This is a genomic window from Shinella sp. GW821-FHT11G07, from assembly GCF_058808115.1.
Genome location: NZ_JBXARJ010000012.1, coordinates 55,906 through 69,857, shown reverse-complemented (window position 1 = coordinate 69,857; position 13,952 = coordinate 55,906). Strand labels below are relative to the sequence as shown.

14 protein-coding genes are annotated in these 13,952 nt (G+C 63.7%); 9 read left to right on the top strand and 5 right to left on the bottom strand.

Features of this window, described 5'->3' with window-relative positions; genetic code table 11:
- Positions 1 to 372, top strand: a complete 372-nt coding sequence (locus AC1RT2_RS22455; RefSeq protein ID WP_493105471.1) for a response regulator — start codon at positions 1 to 3, stop codon at positions 370 to 372.
- 51 nt (positions 373 to 423) lie between these two features.
- Here AC1RT2_RS22455 and AC1RT2_RS22450 read toward each other — a convergent pair whose 3' ends face one another.
- The 5 genes from AC1RT2_RS22450 to AC1RT2_RS22430 all read right to left on the bottom strand — a co-directional run bounded on the left by AC1RT2_RS22450 (position 424) and on the right by AC1RT2_RS22430 (position 6,307).
- Complete coding sequence (locus AC1RT2_RS22450; protein ID WP_493105469.1) at positions 424 to 1,020, bottom strand: hypothetical protein; 597 nt, start codon at positions 1,018 to 1,020, stop codon at positions 424 to 426.
- Between the two features lie 419 nt (positions 1,021 to 1,439).
- Complete coding sequence (locus AC1RT2_RS22445; protein ID WP_493105467.1) at positions 1,440 to 2,717, bottom strand: ArgE/DapE family deacylase; 1,278 nt, start codon at positions 2,715 to 2,717, stop codon at positions 1,440 to 1,442.
- 72 nt (positions 2,718 to 2,789) lie between these two features.
- Positions 2,790 to 4,163, bottom strand: coding sequence for an aspartate aminotransferase family protein (locus tag AC1RT2_RS22440; protein ID WP_493105465.1), 1,374 nt, complete (start codon positions 4,161 to 4,163; stop codon positions 2,790 to 2,792).
- Positions 4,164 to 4,197: 34 nt separating this feature from the next.
- Positions 4,198 to 5,694 carry an NAD-dependent succinate-semialdehyde dehydrogenase gene (locus AC1RT2_RS22435; RefSeq protein WP_493105463.1) on the bottom strand — a complete coding sequence of 499 codons (1,497 nt, stop codon included), beginning with the start codon at positions 5,692 to 5,694 and terminating at the stop codon, positions 4,198 to 4,200.
- Positions 5,695 to 5,824: 130 nt separating this feature from the next.
- Positions 5,825 to 6,307, bottom strand: coding sequence for an Lrp/AsnC family transcriptional regulator (locus AC1RT2_RS22430; protein ID WP_069063166.1), 483 nt, complete (start codon positions 6,305 to 6,307; stop codon positions 5,825 to 5,827).
- A gap of 102 nt (positions 6,308 to 6,409) precedes the next feature.
- On the opposite strand from AC1RT2_RS22430, the gene ehuR reads away from it, so the two are divergent.
- The 8 genes from ehuR to eutC all read left to right on the top strand — a co-directional run bounded on the left by ehuR (position 6,410) and on the right by eutC (position 13,920).
- Entirely contained in the window at positions 6,410 to 7,795 is a 1,386-nt protein-coding gene (gene ehuR / locus AC1RT2_RS22425) for a MocR-like ectoine utilization transcription factor EhuR (RefSeq protein WP_493105461.1), read from the top strand.
- A 122-nt stretch (positions 7,796 to 7,917) separates the two neighbouring features.
- Positions 7,918 to 8,703, top strand: coding sequence for an ectoine/hydroxyectoine ABC transporter ATP-binding protein EhuA (gene ehuA, locus AC1RT2_RS22420; protein ID WP_069063164.1), 786 nt, complete (start codon positions 7,918 to 7,920; stop codon positions 8,701 to 8,703).
- Between the two features lie 56 nt (positions 8,704 to 8,759).
- Positions 8,760 to 9,611, top strand: a complete 852-nt coding sequence (gene ehuB / locus AC1RT2_RS22415) for an ectoine/hydroxyectoine ABC transporter substrate-binding protein EhuB (protein ID WP_493105459.1) — start codon at positions 8,760 to 8,762, stop codon at positions 9,609 to 9,611.
- Positions 9,612 to 9,819: 208 nt separating this feature from the next.
- The gene (gene ehuC / locus AC1RT2_RS22410; protein WP_493105457.1) at positions 9,820 to 10,479 is read left to right on the top strand and encodes an ectoine/hydroxyectoine ABC transporter permease subunit EhuC; all 660 of its coding nucleotides are present in this window, start codon (positions 9,820 to 9,822) and stop codon (positions 10,477 to 10,479) included.
- A gap of 2 nt (positions 10,480 to 10,481) precedes the next feature.
- Complete coding sequence (gene ehuD, locus AC1RT2_RS22405; RefSeq protein ID WP_493105455.1) at positions 10,482 to 11,144, top strand: ectoine/hydroxyectoine ABC transporter permease subunit EhuD; 663 nt, start codon at positions 10,482 to 10,484, stop codon at positions 11,142 to 11,144.
- Positions 11,144 to 11,920, top strand: coding sequence for an ectoine utilization protein EutA (gene eutA / locus AC1RT2_RS22400; protein ID WP_493105453.1), 777 nt, complete (start codon positions 11,144 to 11,146; stop codon positions 11,918 to 11,920). The genes ehuD and eutA overlap by 1 nt, the downstream gene beginning before the upstream one ends.
- Positions 11,921 to 11,923: 3 nt before the next feature.
- A complete protein-coding gene (eutB, locus tag AC1RT2_RS22395) occupies positions 11,924 to 12,931 on the top strand; it encodes a hydroxyectoine utilization dehydratase EutB (protein ID WP_493105451.1) in 1,008 nt (335 codons plus the stop codon).
- Positions 12,928 to 13,920 carry an ectoine utilization protein EutC gene (gene eutC, locus AC1RT2_RS22390; RefSeq protein ID WP_493105449.1) on the top strand — a complete coding sequence of 331 codons (993 nt, stop codon included), beginning with the start codon at positions 12,928 to 12,930 and terminating at the stop codon, positions 13,918 to 13,920. The genes eutB and eutC overlap by 4 nt, the downstream gene beginning before the upstream one ends.
- Positions 13,921 to 13,952 lie beyond the last annotated feature (32 nt).

The window sequence follows — 13,952 nt, the reverse complement described above, 5'->3', positions numbered from 1 at the left end:
ATGACGAAGATATTGCTGGTCGAAGACAATGAAATGAACCGCGACATGCTGTCGAGGCGGCTCGAGCGCAAGGGCTACGAGGTCATTCTGGCAATCGATGGCGAGGAGGCGATCGTGCGGGCGGAAACGGACGGACCGGACCTCGTGCTGATGGATATCGGCCTGCCCGGCATCGATGGCTGCGAGGCGACGCGCCGCATTCGCAATGGCCCGGCCGGCACGCAACTGCCGATCATCGCGCTTACGGCGCATGCCATGAGCGTCGATGAGGCGCGCGCGCGGGAGGCGGGCTGCGACGACTTCGATACCAAGCCGATAGATCTACCGCGGTTGCTTGCCAAGATGGAAAAGCTGCTCTCCGGCGCCCGATGATTGTTCGATGCCGGCCTACGGGTTTTCCCGGGCGGGCGGCAGCCCGATGCTTCAGAAGATCCCGAGCTTGTCCGGGTCGAAACCGCCAACCTTCAGGTCCTTTCGAAACCGGATGACCTGCTGGGAAAACGCGCCGACAGGTTGGTAGACGCCGTCGGGCTTGTAGGTCGCGCCGGCACCACCGACGCCGCCGAAACCATGCCGCCCGTTGTCGTCCAGCATGCTCACGACCTGCGCTTGAGCGGCGTCGAAGAGGGTGTCGCTGACCGTGGTGTCGCCCAGCTTCTGCTTGAGCGCGCCGAAGAAGCCGCTCACCCCGCCGCCGTGGTTGTTCATCTTGTCCGCAAAGTTGCGCCCGACTGCGGACACCGCGGATGTGGCGTTCGTGCTGACGGTGCCCTGCAACCCGGAAGAGATGTTGACGATGCCGAGATATCCGTTCTGGGTGTATTCGTCGGGAATGTTGCCCTTGATGAACCAGTCGTTGAGGAACACGGCTTGGCGCTTGCGCTTCTCCGCCTTGAAGGCATCGACAAGCAGGAAGAAGACCGCCTGGTCCTGGACGTATCGGGTGGTGCAATAATTATAGAAAGTGTTCCGCCGCGCCGCCGTGTTGGTGTAGGCGCGAAACTCCGTAATGCTGGCCATGAATATCTACTTTATTTTTCGGAGGCCGCACGATGCGCCACCGTTCATAGATGTCGTCAATATAGTGACCTTGTACTCCCCGCGCGTTAAATTCCCGTGAAGCGCTAACCTCAAAAAACAGATAGGGAGCGCTTGAGGTGATCTGGCGAAAGTGGCGGATGGCTTCTTGGCAGCAGAGAAAGCCGCCCTTGGTGTTGACGTCGAGGTTGAGGTCCCACCCACGCCATCGGACTTTGCCCGGCCGGGTCACATTTTCCCGTTGCGGATGCATCCTCGCGGTCTGCGCGGGCGACCGGGCACACGGAAGAAGCGGTCGATCTCGCAGGCCTTGCGGGCAGAGCATCGCGAGCACCGACCGCCTTTAAAAGAGTGCCGCGAAGAAGCGCGGCGCCTACCAAGTGCCCCGATAGGGCGCTATGTCAGGTGTCCCGGACCCCGCACCAATCTACGGCGAAGAGCGCGAGTGTCTTTGTGACGCGCCGCAGGGAGGAAAGGCTGACGCGCTCGTCGATGCCGTGAATGTTTTCGGCAATGGGGCCATAGACCAGCGCGGGGATGTTGCCGTGTACCGAGAACACGGCGGCATCGAGATAGCAGGCCATGACGTAGGCGTTCAGATCTTCGCCCGCATGGGTGGCGGCATGGGCGCTGCGCAGGCTCGCCTCGGCTGCCGTGTCCTCCGGGAGTTCGTAACCGGCATGCATCACGCCGACCCAGGTGAGTGTCACGTGCTGCCCGCCAGCAAAGACGGGGTCCTCGGCCTGGACCCGCTCCACGAAAGCCTCGAATTCGGTCGCGCGGGCCTTCGGGTTCTCGCCCGGGTAGAAGCCGATCCGGCCTTCGGCGGTGCAGTCGCTGGGGATCGAGGCGATCCAGTCGCCGCCGGCGATGGTGCCGATCGTCAGCGCGACGGGATTTGCAAGGTCCTTGAACCAACGCTTGCCTTGCCGCTCGGCGATCCATTGCTGCTCCAGGGTCCTGAGATGGCCGATCAGGCGGACCATCAGGTCGATGGCGCTCTGGCCGGATTCCGGCTCGCGTGGATGGGCCGGGCGGCCCTTGGTTTCCAGCCTGAATTTCAGCACGCCGGCATTGGCGCGCACGAGCTGTTCATCGGTCGGCTCGGGGCTGACGATCGCGTCGGCGGTAAAACCGAGGGCAAACGCCGTTGCAGCACCGTTACCGGTGATTTCCTCTTCCACGACCGACTGTATCTGAACATGACCGCGCAGCGACAGGCCGGCTGCGGCGATCGCGTCGAGCGCGAAGATCGAGGCGACGAGGCCGGCCTTCATGTCGCCGGCTCCACGGCCGTAAAGCCAGTCGCCATCGCGGACGGGTTCGAAGGGTGGGGAGGTCCAGCGCTGGCTGCTTCCGGCGGGAACGATATCGACATGGGAATTGAAGGCGAGGGACCGTCCGCCGCCCTCAGCAGGCTTGCTGCCGACGACGTTCCAACTCGCGTCGTAGTCCACCGTGGCCGGTGAAAAGGCCGGGTGCTGGCCGATTTTCGAGGCATCGGTGCGGAAACGGCTGGTGATGAAACCGCGCTGTTTCAGCGCCGCCTCGATGAAATCCTGGGCCGCCGATTCCTCGTTGCGCAGCGACTTGAACCGCACCAGCGTTTCGAGGAAGCGGACCTGATCGTCGAAATGCTGATCGACTGCGTCGAGGATACGATCGTTCGCGGATGTCATGGCAATCTTGAGCTTCGGTTCAATGGAGGGGACGGGACAGCCTAGCCGCTGCCCCGCCCATTTCAAGCCGGTTCAGCCGAGAACGGATTTTACGGCATCGGCCGCTGCCTTCACGACGATATCCGCTTCCTCCCGCGTCAGGCACAGCGGCGGCGCAAAGCCCAGAATATCGCCTTGCGGCATGGCGCGGCCGATGACGCCGCGTTCCAGAAGGGCGGCGGAAACCTGTGGGCCGACCTTTTTCGACGGATCGAAGAAGACGCGGTCGTCCTTGTCCTCGACGAATTCAATCGCCGCCATCAGGCCATCGCCACGCACTTCGCCGACATGCTTGTGATCGCCGACGGCTTTCGCCAGTTCCGTGCGGAAGTAAGCACCGGTAGAGCCGGCGTTTTCGACGAGGCCGAGTTCGTCGATGAGTTCCAGATTGGCAACGCCGGCAGCAGCGCAGATCGGGTGCGAGGAGTAGGTCCAGCCATGGCCGATGGCGCCGAGTTCATCCGAACCCTCGACCAGAACTTCCCACATCTTGTCCGAGACGATGGTGCCGGAGAGCGGCGCGTAGGCCGAGGTGAGGCCCTTGGCGATGGTGATGAGGGCCGGCTTCATGCCGTAATGGTCGGAGCCGAACATCGTGCCGAGACGGCCAAAGCCGGTGACGACCTCGTCGGCAATGAGCAGGATGTCGTATTTGTCGAGCACGGCCTGGATCTTCTGCCAATAGCCCTTCGGCGGCGGCACGATGCCGCCGGTGCCGAGGATCGGCTCGCCGATGAAGGCAGCAACCGTGTCCGGACCTTCGGCGAGGATCATCTCCTCCAGCTTGTCGGCGCAATATTGCGAGAACTGTTCCTCGTCCATGGAGCGATCCGGCCGGCGGAAGAAGTAGGGCGCCTCCGTGTGCAGGATCGGCGCACGCGGCAGGTCGAAGGCATTGTGGAAGAGGGCAAGGCCGGTCAGCGAGCCGGTCATGACGCCGGAGCCGTGATAACCGCGCCAACGCGAGATGATCTTCTTCTTCTCCGGCCGGCCGAGAATGTTGTTGTAGTACCAGATCAGCTTGATGTTGGTCTCGTTGGCATCCGAGCCGGAAAGACCGAAATAGACGCGGCTCATGCCCTCCGGCGCGCGGTCGATGATCATCTTGGACAGCGTGATCGAGGCTTCCGTGCCGTGGCCGACATAGGCGTGGTAATAGGCGAGGTTCTTGGCCTGCTCGGCGATCGCATCGGCGATCTTCTGGCGGCCATAGCCGACGTTCACGCAATAGAGGCCGGCAAAGGCATCGAGGCTCGTCTTGCCGTTGGTGTCGGTAATGTAGACGCCTTCGCCGCCTGCTATGACACGCGTCGGCGTCTCGCCGCGGGCGTGCATGCCCATATGGGTCGAAGGGTGGAAGAAGTGATCGCGGTCCCAGGCGGTCAGTTCATTATTTCCGTCGAGCATGGTCTTTCCTTTCAGTATAGTTCGGCGCCCGGGATCAGGCGGCCGTGTCGATGCAGAGATATTTGAGTTCGGTAAAGGCCTCCATGCCGTGGCGTGAACCCTCGCGGCCGAGGCCCGACTGTTTCCAGCCGCCAAAGGGGATCGGCCCGCCGGTGATCTTGACGCGGTTGACCGCCACCATGCCGTATTCCAGCGCGCGGGCAAGGCGCATCTGGCGGGCGCCGTTTTCGGTGACGACATAGGCGACGAGGCCGTATTCGGTATCGTTGGCGCGCTTGACGACCTCCGCCTCGCTGTCGAAAACAGTGACGGCGGCGACCGGGCCGAAGGTTTCTTCGCGCATGATCAGCGTATTGTCGGAGACATCCGTCAACAGCGTCGGCTCGTAGAACAGCGGACCCGCCTTATGACGTTTGCCGCCGGTCAACAGCGTCGCGCCGTGCTTCAGGGCGTCGGCGACCTGCTCCTCAACCTTGGCAATCGCCCGCTCGTGCATCAACGGGCCGATCTCCACGTCGGCTTCAAGTCCGCCGCCGACTTTCAGGGCCTTGATGCGCGCCTTGAAGGCCTTTGTGAAGGCGGCAAGCACGGGGCGTTCGATATAGATGCGGTTTGCGGCCAGGCAGTCCTGACCGGAGGTGGCGAACTTGGCGTTGATCGCAATGTCGGCCGCCTTGTCGATATCGGCATCGGCAAAGACGATCAGCGGCGCGTGGCCGCCGAGTTCCATCACCAGCCGCTTCATGGTGGGCGCACACTGACCGGCGATTAGCTTGCCGATCTCTGTTGAGCCAGTGAAGCTCATCGCCCGGATGCGTGCATCGGCGTTCATGCGGCCGACGATGGTTGCGGCGTCGCCCGTCACCACGTTGAAGACGCCGGCCGGCACGCCGGCCCGCTCGCCGAGTTCGGCCAGAGCCAGCGCAGAAAGCGGCGTCTCGCTGGATGGATGCGCGACCACCGTGCAGCCGGCCGCAAGGGCCGCTGCGGCCTTGCGGGTGATCATGGCGCAGGGGAAATTCCATGGCGTGACGATGCCGACGACGCCGAGCGCCTCGCGGCGCACGATCATCTCGGCACCGGGCAGGTGACTGGTCACGCTTTCGGCGTTGAGGCGTTTGCCCTCCTCGGCATACCACTCGATGAAGGAGGTGGCATAGTCGATCTCGCCGCGGGATTCGGCGAGTGGTTTGCCCTGTTCGAGCGTCATCAGCAGCGCGAGGTCTTCGCGCGCGTCGAGGATCAGCCCGTGCCATTTGCGAAGGATGGCCGCGCGCTGCTGCGGCAGCAGGTCCCGCCAGGCCGGAAAGGCAGTGGCGGCGGCAGAAACGGCGTCCGTCGTCTGCTCCGCATCGAGAGATGCGACCCAGGCGAGCGGTGCGCCGGAGGCAGGGTCGGTCACGCTAAAACTGTTGCCGTCGCGGCCGGCCACCCAGCGGCCGCCGACATAGGAAAGCTCGCGCAACAGGTGCGGGTCGGCGAGGCGGGCAAGCGCGTCGTGGAATGTCGTCCGGGCAAATACGGCAGTCATGGCGGCCTCCTCTGGCTGGGTGCGAAGGAGTCTGCCAGAGGCCGGGCGGCAGATTGTCTATTGCCGGGGCGAGACGCAGAGACTTTGGCCAAATCTGCGACCCTCCGTAGACAATCTCTCTACGAAAGCCTCACTCGGAGGCGGGAAGCAGCGTCGTCAGCGGCAGGACGGTTTCCTCCTTCACCGTCTTGGTGACGATGTAGGTGAAGTAACGATCGATGCCGAGTTCACGGTCAAGCAGGCTGTCGACGAGCCGCTGATAGGCGTCGATATCCGCCGCCATGATCTTCAGGATGTAATCGACGCCGCCGCCGACCGACCAGCAGGCGACGATCTCCGGCGTCGTCGCCACCGCGCGTTCGAAACGGTCGAAATCCGCCTGGCGATGGTTGGCGAGCGTGACTTCCATCATGACGCTGGCGACGGGCGCCACGCGGCGCACGGCGACCCGTGCATGATAGCCCGAAATGATGCCGGCCTTCTCCAGCTTGCGCAGACGCAGCCAGCAGGGGGTGGGGGAAAGGCCTGCCTTCTCCGCCAGCGCCAGCTTGGTGATACGCCCGTTCTCCTGGATCGCCTCCAGGATGCGCAGGTCAATGGCGTCGAGTTTCATGCGGTCGCCCTCCGGGCGGGTATCATGTCAAAGCTGAGAAAAAGACAATGGAAAGGCATTTTGGCGTTGTCAATTGAACTGAATTTGAGCACTGTTGAAATCATGACAAGTTGGCGTCCCGATATATCCCAATTGCGCCGGCCGGCCTATCTCTCTCTTGCCGAGCAGATCGCCCGCGCCATCCAGGAAGGGCTGCTGCCGAACGGTACACGCCTTCTGCCACACCGCAAGCTCGCCGACGACCTGAAACTCTCCGTGCAGACCGTCAGTCGCGCCTATGACGAGTTGATCCGCCGCGGCCTCATCTCCGGCGAGGTCGGCCGCGGCTCCTTCGTACAGACCCGGCCGAAGGAACCGGAGCCGCCCTACCTGCCGGAGCGGCTTGGCGAACTGGTCGATCTGTCGATCCTGAAACCCGTCTGCGAGCAGCTTCATCTGGAGCGCATGCGCGAGGCCTTCGGCTGGCTTGCGGAAAACCTGCCGTCGAGTTCGGCGCTTTCCTTCCGGCCGAACATGGTGTTCCCGCGTCACCGCGCCGTAGCCGCCGAATGGCTGGCACGCTGCGGCCTCGATATTTCACCGCTCAACATCAACCTCACCAATGGCGCGACCTCGGGCATGACGGTGGCCTTGATGAGTGTGGCACCACCCGGCGCGACAGTTGCGACGGAAGCAATCAGTCACCACACGCTGGTACCACTCTCCACTTATCTGGGCCTGCACCTCGAAGGTCTGCCGATCGATCACGACGGCATGATCCCGGAGGCGCTGGACGACGCCTGCCGCAAAGGCGTGATCCGCGCGGTTTTCCTGCAGCCGTCCGTCATCAACCCCACGGCCACGCTGATGAGTGCCGAACGCCGCCAGGCGCTTGTGGGTGTCGCACGGCGCCACGACATCGCGATCATCGAAAACGATATTCTCGGGCCGCTGGTCGAGGGCCGGCCCCCGCCGCTTGCGGCCTATGCGCCGGAGCGCACGCTCTACATCACCAGTTTCACCAAGATCACCGTCCCGGGCCTGCGCATCGGCTACCTTGCGGCCCCCGACCGCTATATCGCCGCCGTCGCCAATCGCCACCTCGTCTCCAACTGGATGGCGACACCGTCGATTGCCGAGATCGCCACCCGCTGGGTCAGCGACGGTACGGCGATGGAACTGGTCAACTGGCAGCGCCGGGCGCTTGGCGTTCGCCATGCCATTGCCGAAGAGGCCTTTGCCGGTCTGCCCTACCATTCCCATCCGCAGAGCCTGCATGTCTGGCTGCCGCTGCCGGAGGGGCACACCGAGGAAGGGTTTGTCTCCCAAGCCCGCCTGCGCGGTGTGGCGATTGCCCCCGGATCCTCCTTCCGCACCTGCGATCAGCACTGGCACCCGGCCGTTCGCATCTCGCTGGGCTCGACCACCGAGCAGGAACTTCGCACCGGCCTCGGCATTCTGGCTTCACTGGCCAGCGGAAATCCGGAAGCCTTGCTGCTCGCGATTTGAGGCAATTGCCCGTCGAATAGGCGCCGAAACAATAATTGTCATGAGATTATTATTCGGATTGACATGATTTGTATCGCCACGCATCGTTAGGCCATCACTTGTCCCGACAGGGAGAGACATGCATGGCCGCACCCATCATCCGCATCGACAACATCACCAAGCGCTACGGTCCCTTGACCGTGCTCGACGGGTTGTCGATGGAGGTGCTGCCGGGCGAGAAGCTCGCGCTTATCGGCCCTTCCGGCTCCGGCAAGACGACGATCCTGCGCATCCTGATGACGCTGGAGACGATCAGCGGCGGGCATATCGAGGTCGAGGGCGATCAGCTCTACCATATGCCGAAGAACGGCAGCCTCGTGCCGGCGGATGACCGCCACCTGCACCGGATGCGTGAAAAGATCGGCATGGTCTTCCAGCACTTCAATCTCTTTCCGCACAAATGCGTTCTCGACAATGTCACGCTCGCGCCGATGCTGACCAAGGGCGTCGCGCGGGCAGCGGCGGAGAAGCGGGCGATGGAGCTTCTCGACATGGTGGGCCTCGCGGACAAGGCGAAGAGCATGCCCGCGCAATTGTCCGGCGGACAGAAGCAGCGTGTTGCCATCGCCCGCGCCCTCGCGCTCTCGCCGAAGATCATGCTGTTCGACGAAGTCACCTCGGCGCTCGACCCGGAACTGGTCGAGGAGGTGTTGAACGTCATGCGCAAGCTCGCCGCCGAGACCGACATGACGATGCTGCTCGTCACGCATGAGATGGGTTTTGCCCATGACTTTGCCGACCGCATTCTTTTCTTCGACCGCGGCAAGATCGTCGAAGAAGGGAAGCCGGACGAGATTTTCCGCAATCCCAGGCAGGAGCGCACGCAGACATTCCTGCGCAAGATCATCGCGGCAGGGCACCGCGTCTGAGGGCCAAGGCACCTCAAGAGAATTGCTCCAAGCAACAACCAGAGGAGTTCGGAACAATGAAGAGCAGATATTTTTGGACCATGGCCGCGGGTGCCAGCGCGCTGATGGCAATCGTCGCCGCCACGCCGGCTTCGGCCGATGACGGCAAGCTCGCAGAATTGAAGGAGCAGGGCTTCGCCCGCGTGGCCATCGCCAACGAGCCGCCCTTCACGGCGGTTGCTGCTGACGGCAAGGTTTCCGGCGCGGCACCGGATGTTGCGCGCGAAGTCTTCAAGCGCCTCGGCGTTGCCGACATCGTGGCGTCGATCTCGGAATATGGCGCGATGATCCCGGGCCTCCAGGCCGGCCGCCACGACGTCATCACCGCCGGCCTCTTCATGAAGCCGGAGCGTTGCGCCGCCGTCGCCTATTCTCAGCCGATCCTTTGCGACGCCGAAGCCTTCGCATTGAAGAAGGGCAACCCGCTCAAGCTGAAGAGCTACAAGGACATCGCCGACAATCCGGACGCCAAGATCGGCGCGCCGGGCGGCGGCACGGAAGAGAAGCTGGCGCTCGAAGCCGGCGTGCCGCGCGACCGTGTCATTGTCGTGCCGGATGGCCAGAGCGGTCTGAAGATGCTGCAGGACGGTCGCATCGACGTCTATTCGCTGCCGGTGCTTTCCATCAACGACCTCGTCTCCAAGGCGAAAGATCCGAATGTCGAGGTTGTGGCCCCGGTCGAGGGCGCGCCGGTCTATTGCGACGGTGCGGCCTTCAGGAAGGGCGAGGAGGCACTGCGCGACGCCTTCGACGTCGAGTTGGCCAAGCTGAAGGAATCCGGCGAGTTCGCCAAGCTCATCGAGCCCTACGGCTTCTCCGCCGCAGCCGCGATGTCGACCAACCGCGATAAACTCTGCGCGGCGCAGTAAACATGGTGGATTTGCCCCTCATCCCGCTGCCGCGACCTTCTCCCCGTAAACGGAGAGAAGGGGGCTGTGGCTCAGGTTTCCCATCGCCGATTACCTGGATGGGCGGGAATCCGGTGCCTGTTCGCCCTTCGCCCCGTTTACGGGGAGAAGGTGCCGGCAGGCGGATGAGGGGTGTCGCCCCGTTGTCATCAATTTGGTTGGGCACATCATGACCGACTGGTCCGGCTACATAGGGCTGATCCTGCAAGGCGCGCTGGTGACGCTTCAGCTCACCGTCATGGGCTCGGTGCTTGCCGTCATCATGGCGTTCCTTGCGGGGCTCGGCCGCGTCAGCCGCTTCATGGCGGTGCGCGTCCTCGCCACCACCTATATCGAGTTCTTCCGCGGCACCTCGATTTTCGTCCAGCTGTTCTGGGTCTATTTCGTGCTGCCGTTTGCCGGCGTTACACTTTCGCCGCTCCAGGCCGGTGTCCTGGCACTTGGCCTGAACGTTGGCGCCTACGGCGCGGAGGTCGTGCGGGGCGCTGTCAAGGCGATCGGCCGCGAACAGCGCGAAGCCTGTATTGCCCTCAACCTGACCCGCGGCCAGGCGATGCGCCATATCATTCTGCCACAGGCCCTGCCGTTGATGCTGCCGACCTTCTGCAACAATGCGATCGAGCTTCTGAAGGGCACGGCCGTCGTCTCGTTGATCTCGCTTACAGACATGACGTTCCAGGCGCAGGTTGTGCGCGCGCAGACCGGCAGCACGCTCATCCCCTTTGCGACGATCCTCGTGCTCTACTTCCTGATGGCGCTGGCGATTTCCACCGGCATGCGCTGGCTGGAACGGCGCGTCACCCGCGGCCTCGATGGTGTGAGGACCTGACGATGGAATGGGACTGGAAATTCGTCTGGGAAATCATGCCGACCCTCCTCGAGGGGTTGAAGATCACCATTCTCGCGACCGTGCTTGGCGCTACGGTTGCCGCCGTCGTGGGCCTCGTCTTCGCGATCCTGCGCATGACCGCGCCGAAGCCGATCGCCAAGGTCACCGGCTTCATCGTCGAGTTCATCCGCGGTACGCCGCTGTTGGTGCAGCTCTATTTCATCTTCTTCGTGCTGCCGGATATCGGCATTCGCCTGCCGGCGCTGCTGGCGGGTGTCATCGGCCTTGGTCTGCACTACGGTACCTATGCGGCGGAAGTCTACCGCGCCGGCATCGAGAACGTGCCGCGCGGCCAGTGGGAGGCGGCGAAGGCGACGAACCTCTCCAGCCGACAGACCTGGATCCATGTCATCCTGCCGCAGGCGATACCGCCGATGATCCCGGCGCTCGCCAACTATCTGATCGCCATGTTCAAGGAGACGCCGCTGCTCTCCGCCATCACGGTGCTCGAACTGATGAACCAGGCGAAAAGCGTCGCCAACAGCAGCTACCGCTATATCGAACCGATGACGATGGTCGGGGTGTTCTTCCTGATCATGAGCCTGATCTCCGTCGTCTTCCTGCGCTGGCTGGAAGAGCGCTATGCCCGTGTGGAGGAACGCTGATGCGCACACTTGATCTCACGCTCGCCTCTCGTGCGCCAAAACTCGACGATCGCCCGCTGACCAAACGCGTCGGCCTGATCATCCTTGCGACCGATCACACGACGGAAGTCGATTTCCAACGCATGGTCGGAAGCGACCGCATCGGCGTCTATTCGACCCGCATCCCCTATGCCAATCCGGTGACGCCGGAGAACCTGCGCGCCATGCAGCCGTCGCTGACGGCGGGTGCGGCCCTCATCCTGCCGGATGAACCGCTCGACGTGGTGATGTATTCCTGCACCTCCGCCTCGGTCGTCATCGGCGATACGCAGGTGAAGGCGGCGGTGAGGGCTGCCAAGCCGACGGCCACCGTCGTCACGCCCACCGCGGCCTCGGCTTCCGGCCTGAAGGCGCTCGGCGCCAGGCGTATTTCCGTGCTCACGCCCTATACGCTCGAAACCAGCCGGCCGATGGCCGATTATTTCCTGGCGCTCGGCTTTGACATCGCCCGCTTCACCTGCCTGGGGCTCACCGATGATCGGGAGATGGCGCGTATTTCCCCCGCCGAAATCGTCGCCTTCGCAAAGGAAGCGACGGCGCCCGATAGCGACGCGCTCTTCATTTCGTGCACGGCCGTGCGTGCGGCCGGCGTCGCGGCCGAGATCGAAGCCGCCATCGGCAAGCCGGTCGTCACCAGCAATCTGGCTACGGCCTGGGCCTGCCTGCGCCTTTGTGGTGATGAAGCCGCACGACCGGAGCTTGGTCGGCTCATGACACTCTCCTATTCGGGTCGGTAAGTCATGGCACATGAAAACCATCCCGTGACATTGGCGGATATCGAGCAGGCTTCCCGGCGTATCGAGGGTCGCATCTTGCGCACGCCCTTCGTCCTGTCGGCTTCACTCACCGAGCGCTGCGGTGTGCCGGTCGGCCTAAAGCTAGAGCACCACCAGACGACCGGCAGCTTCAAGCTGCGCGGCGCAATGAACGCCGTGCTTTCGCTTTCGCCGGAAGCGCGGGCGAGAGGTGTCGTCGCCGCCTCGACGGGCAATCATGGTCGTGCACTTTCCCATGCCGCCAAGGCGGAAGGTTCGAGCGCGACGATCTGCATGTCCCGGCTCGTGCCGGAGAACAAGGTGGCGGAAATCCGCAGGCTCGGCGCGACTGTGCGCATCATCGGCAAATCGCAGGACGAGGCGCAGGACGAGGTGGAGCGTCTGGTCGCCGCAGAGGGTCTGGTCATGGTGCCGCCTTTTGATAGCCCCGCCGTGGTGGCGGGGCAGGGCACATTGGGGCTGGAGATCATCGAGGCCATGCCGGATGCAGCAGTCGTGCTGGTGCCGCTTTCCGGCGGCGGGCTGGCTGCGGGTGTCGCCGCGGCGGTGAAGGGCCGGTCGGCGAAGACGCGGGTGATCGGCCTCACCATGGATCGCGGTGCGGCGATGAAAGCGAGCCTTGACGCGGGGCGGCCGGTGCAAGTGGATGAAGTGGCGAGCCTTGCGGATTCACTCGGCGGCGGCATTGGCCTCGACAATGCCGTGACCTTTACGATGTGCCGGGACTTACTCGACGACGTGATCCTGCTTTCGGAGGCCGAAATCGCCGCCGGCATGCGGCATGCCTATGCCGAGGAGCGCGAGGTGGTTGAAGGGGCAGGTGCGGTCGGGATTGCGGCGCTGCTCTCCGGACGGCTCGGCAGGCTGGACGGCCCGGTGGCCATCATCCTGTCAGGCCGCAATGTGGATATGGGCCTGCATCAGCGGGTCATTAATGGCAAGGCCGATCCGTTTGCGGAGGACGCGGCATGACGAAGATGAAGATACTCACCGAAGCGGAATTGCGCCGCATCGTTCCACTCGACATCGAGGCGATCGCCTGCGTGGAAGACGCCTTCCACGCACTCGCCACCAAAGCCGTCGTCATGCCGCCGATTCTGCGGCTCGACATGCCCGAGCAGCGCGCCGAGGTGGATGTGAAGACGGCCTATGTGCCGGGTCTTGACGGTTTTGCCATCAAGATCAGCCCCGGCTTCTTCGACAATCCGAAGATCGGTCTGCCAAGCACCAACGGACTGATGGTACTGTTCTCGACCAGGACCGGCCTCGTGCAAGCCGTGCTGCTCGACAACGGGTATCTGACCGATGTGCGCACCGCCGCCGCCGGCGCAGTCGCCGCCCGATATCTTTCGCGCCCCGATGCCGCGGTCGCCGTCATTTTCGGCGCCGGCATGCAGGCGAAACTGCAACTCGAAGCCCTGAGCCTTGTTCGCCCGATCCGCGAGGCGCGCATATGGGCGCGGGAGTTGGCAAAGGCCGAGACGGCGGCGGCGGACCTGACGCTGAAACTTGGCTTCCCTGTGCGGGCGGAAACCGATGGGCGGGCGGCTGTCGATGGCGCCGACATCGTTGTTACAACCACGCCCTCCGAAACGCCTATCCTCCAGGCTGAATGGCTGCAGCCCGGCCAGCACGTCACGGCGATGGGCTCGGATGCCGAACACAAGAACGAGATCGCGCCGGCCATCATCACCGGCGCCGGCCTCTACGTCGCCGACAGTCTCAGGCAGACGCGTCGGCTCGGCGAACTGCACCACGCGATCGAGGCTGGCCTGGTGACGGAGGGCACCCTTTTTCCCGAACTCGGCGAGATCATCGCCGGGCGCAAACCGGGCCGCACCGGCCCCGAGCAGATCACCGTGGCGGATCTTACCGGCACGGGCATCCAGGACACGGCCATCGCAACCCTTGCTGCCGCTCGCGCCGCCGCAACGGATGCCGGCACGACCTTCGAGAGTTGAGACCGGCTTTTCGCCGGGTACAGAGGAAACAC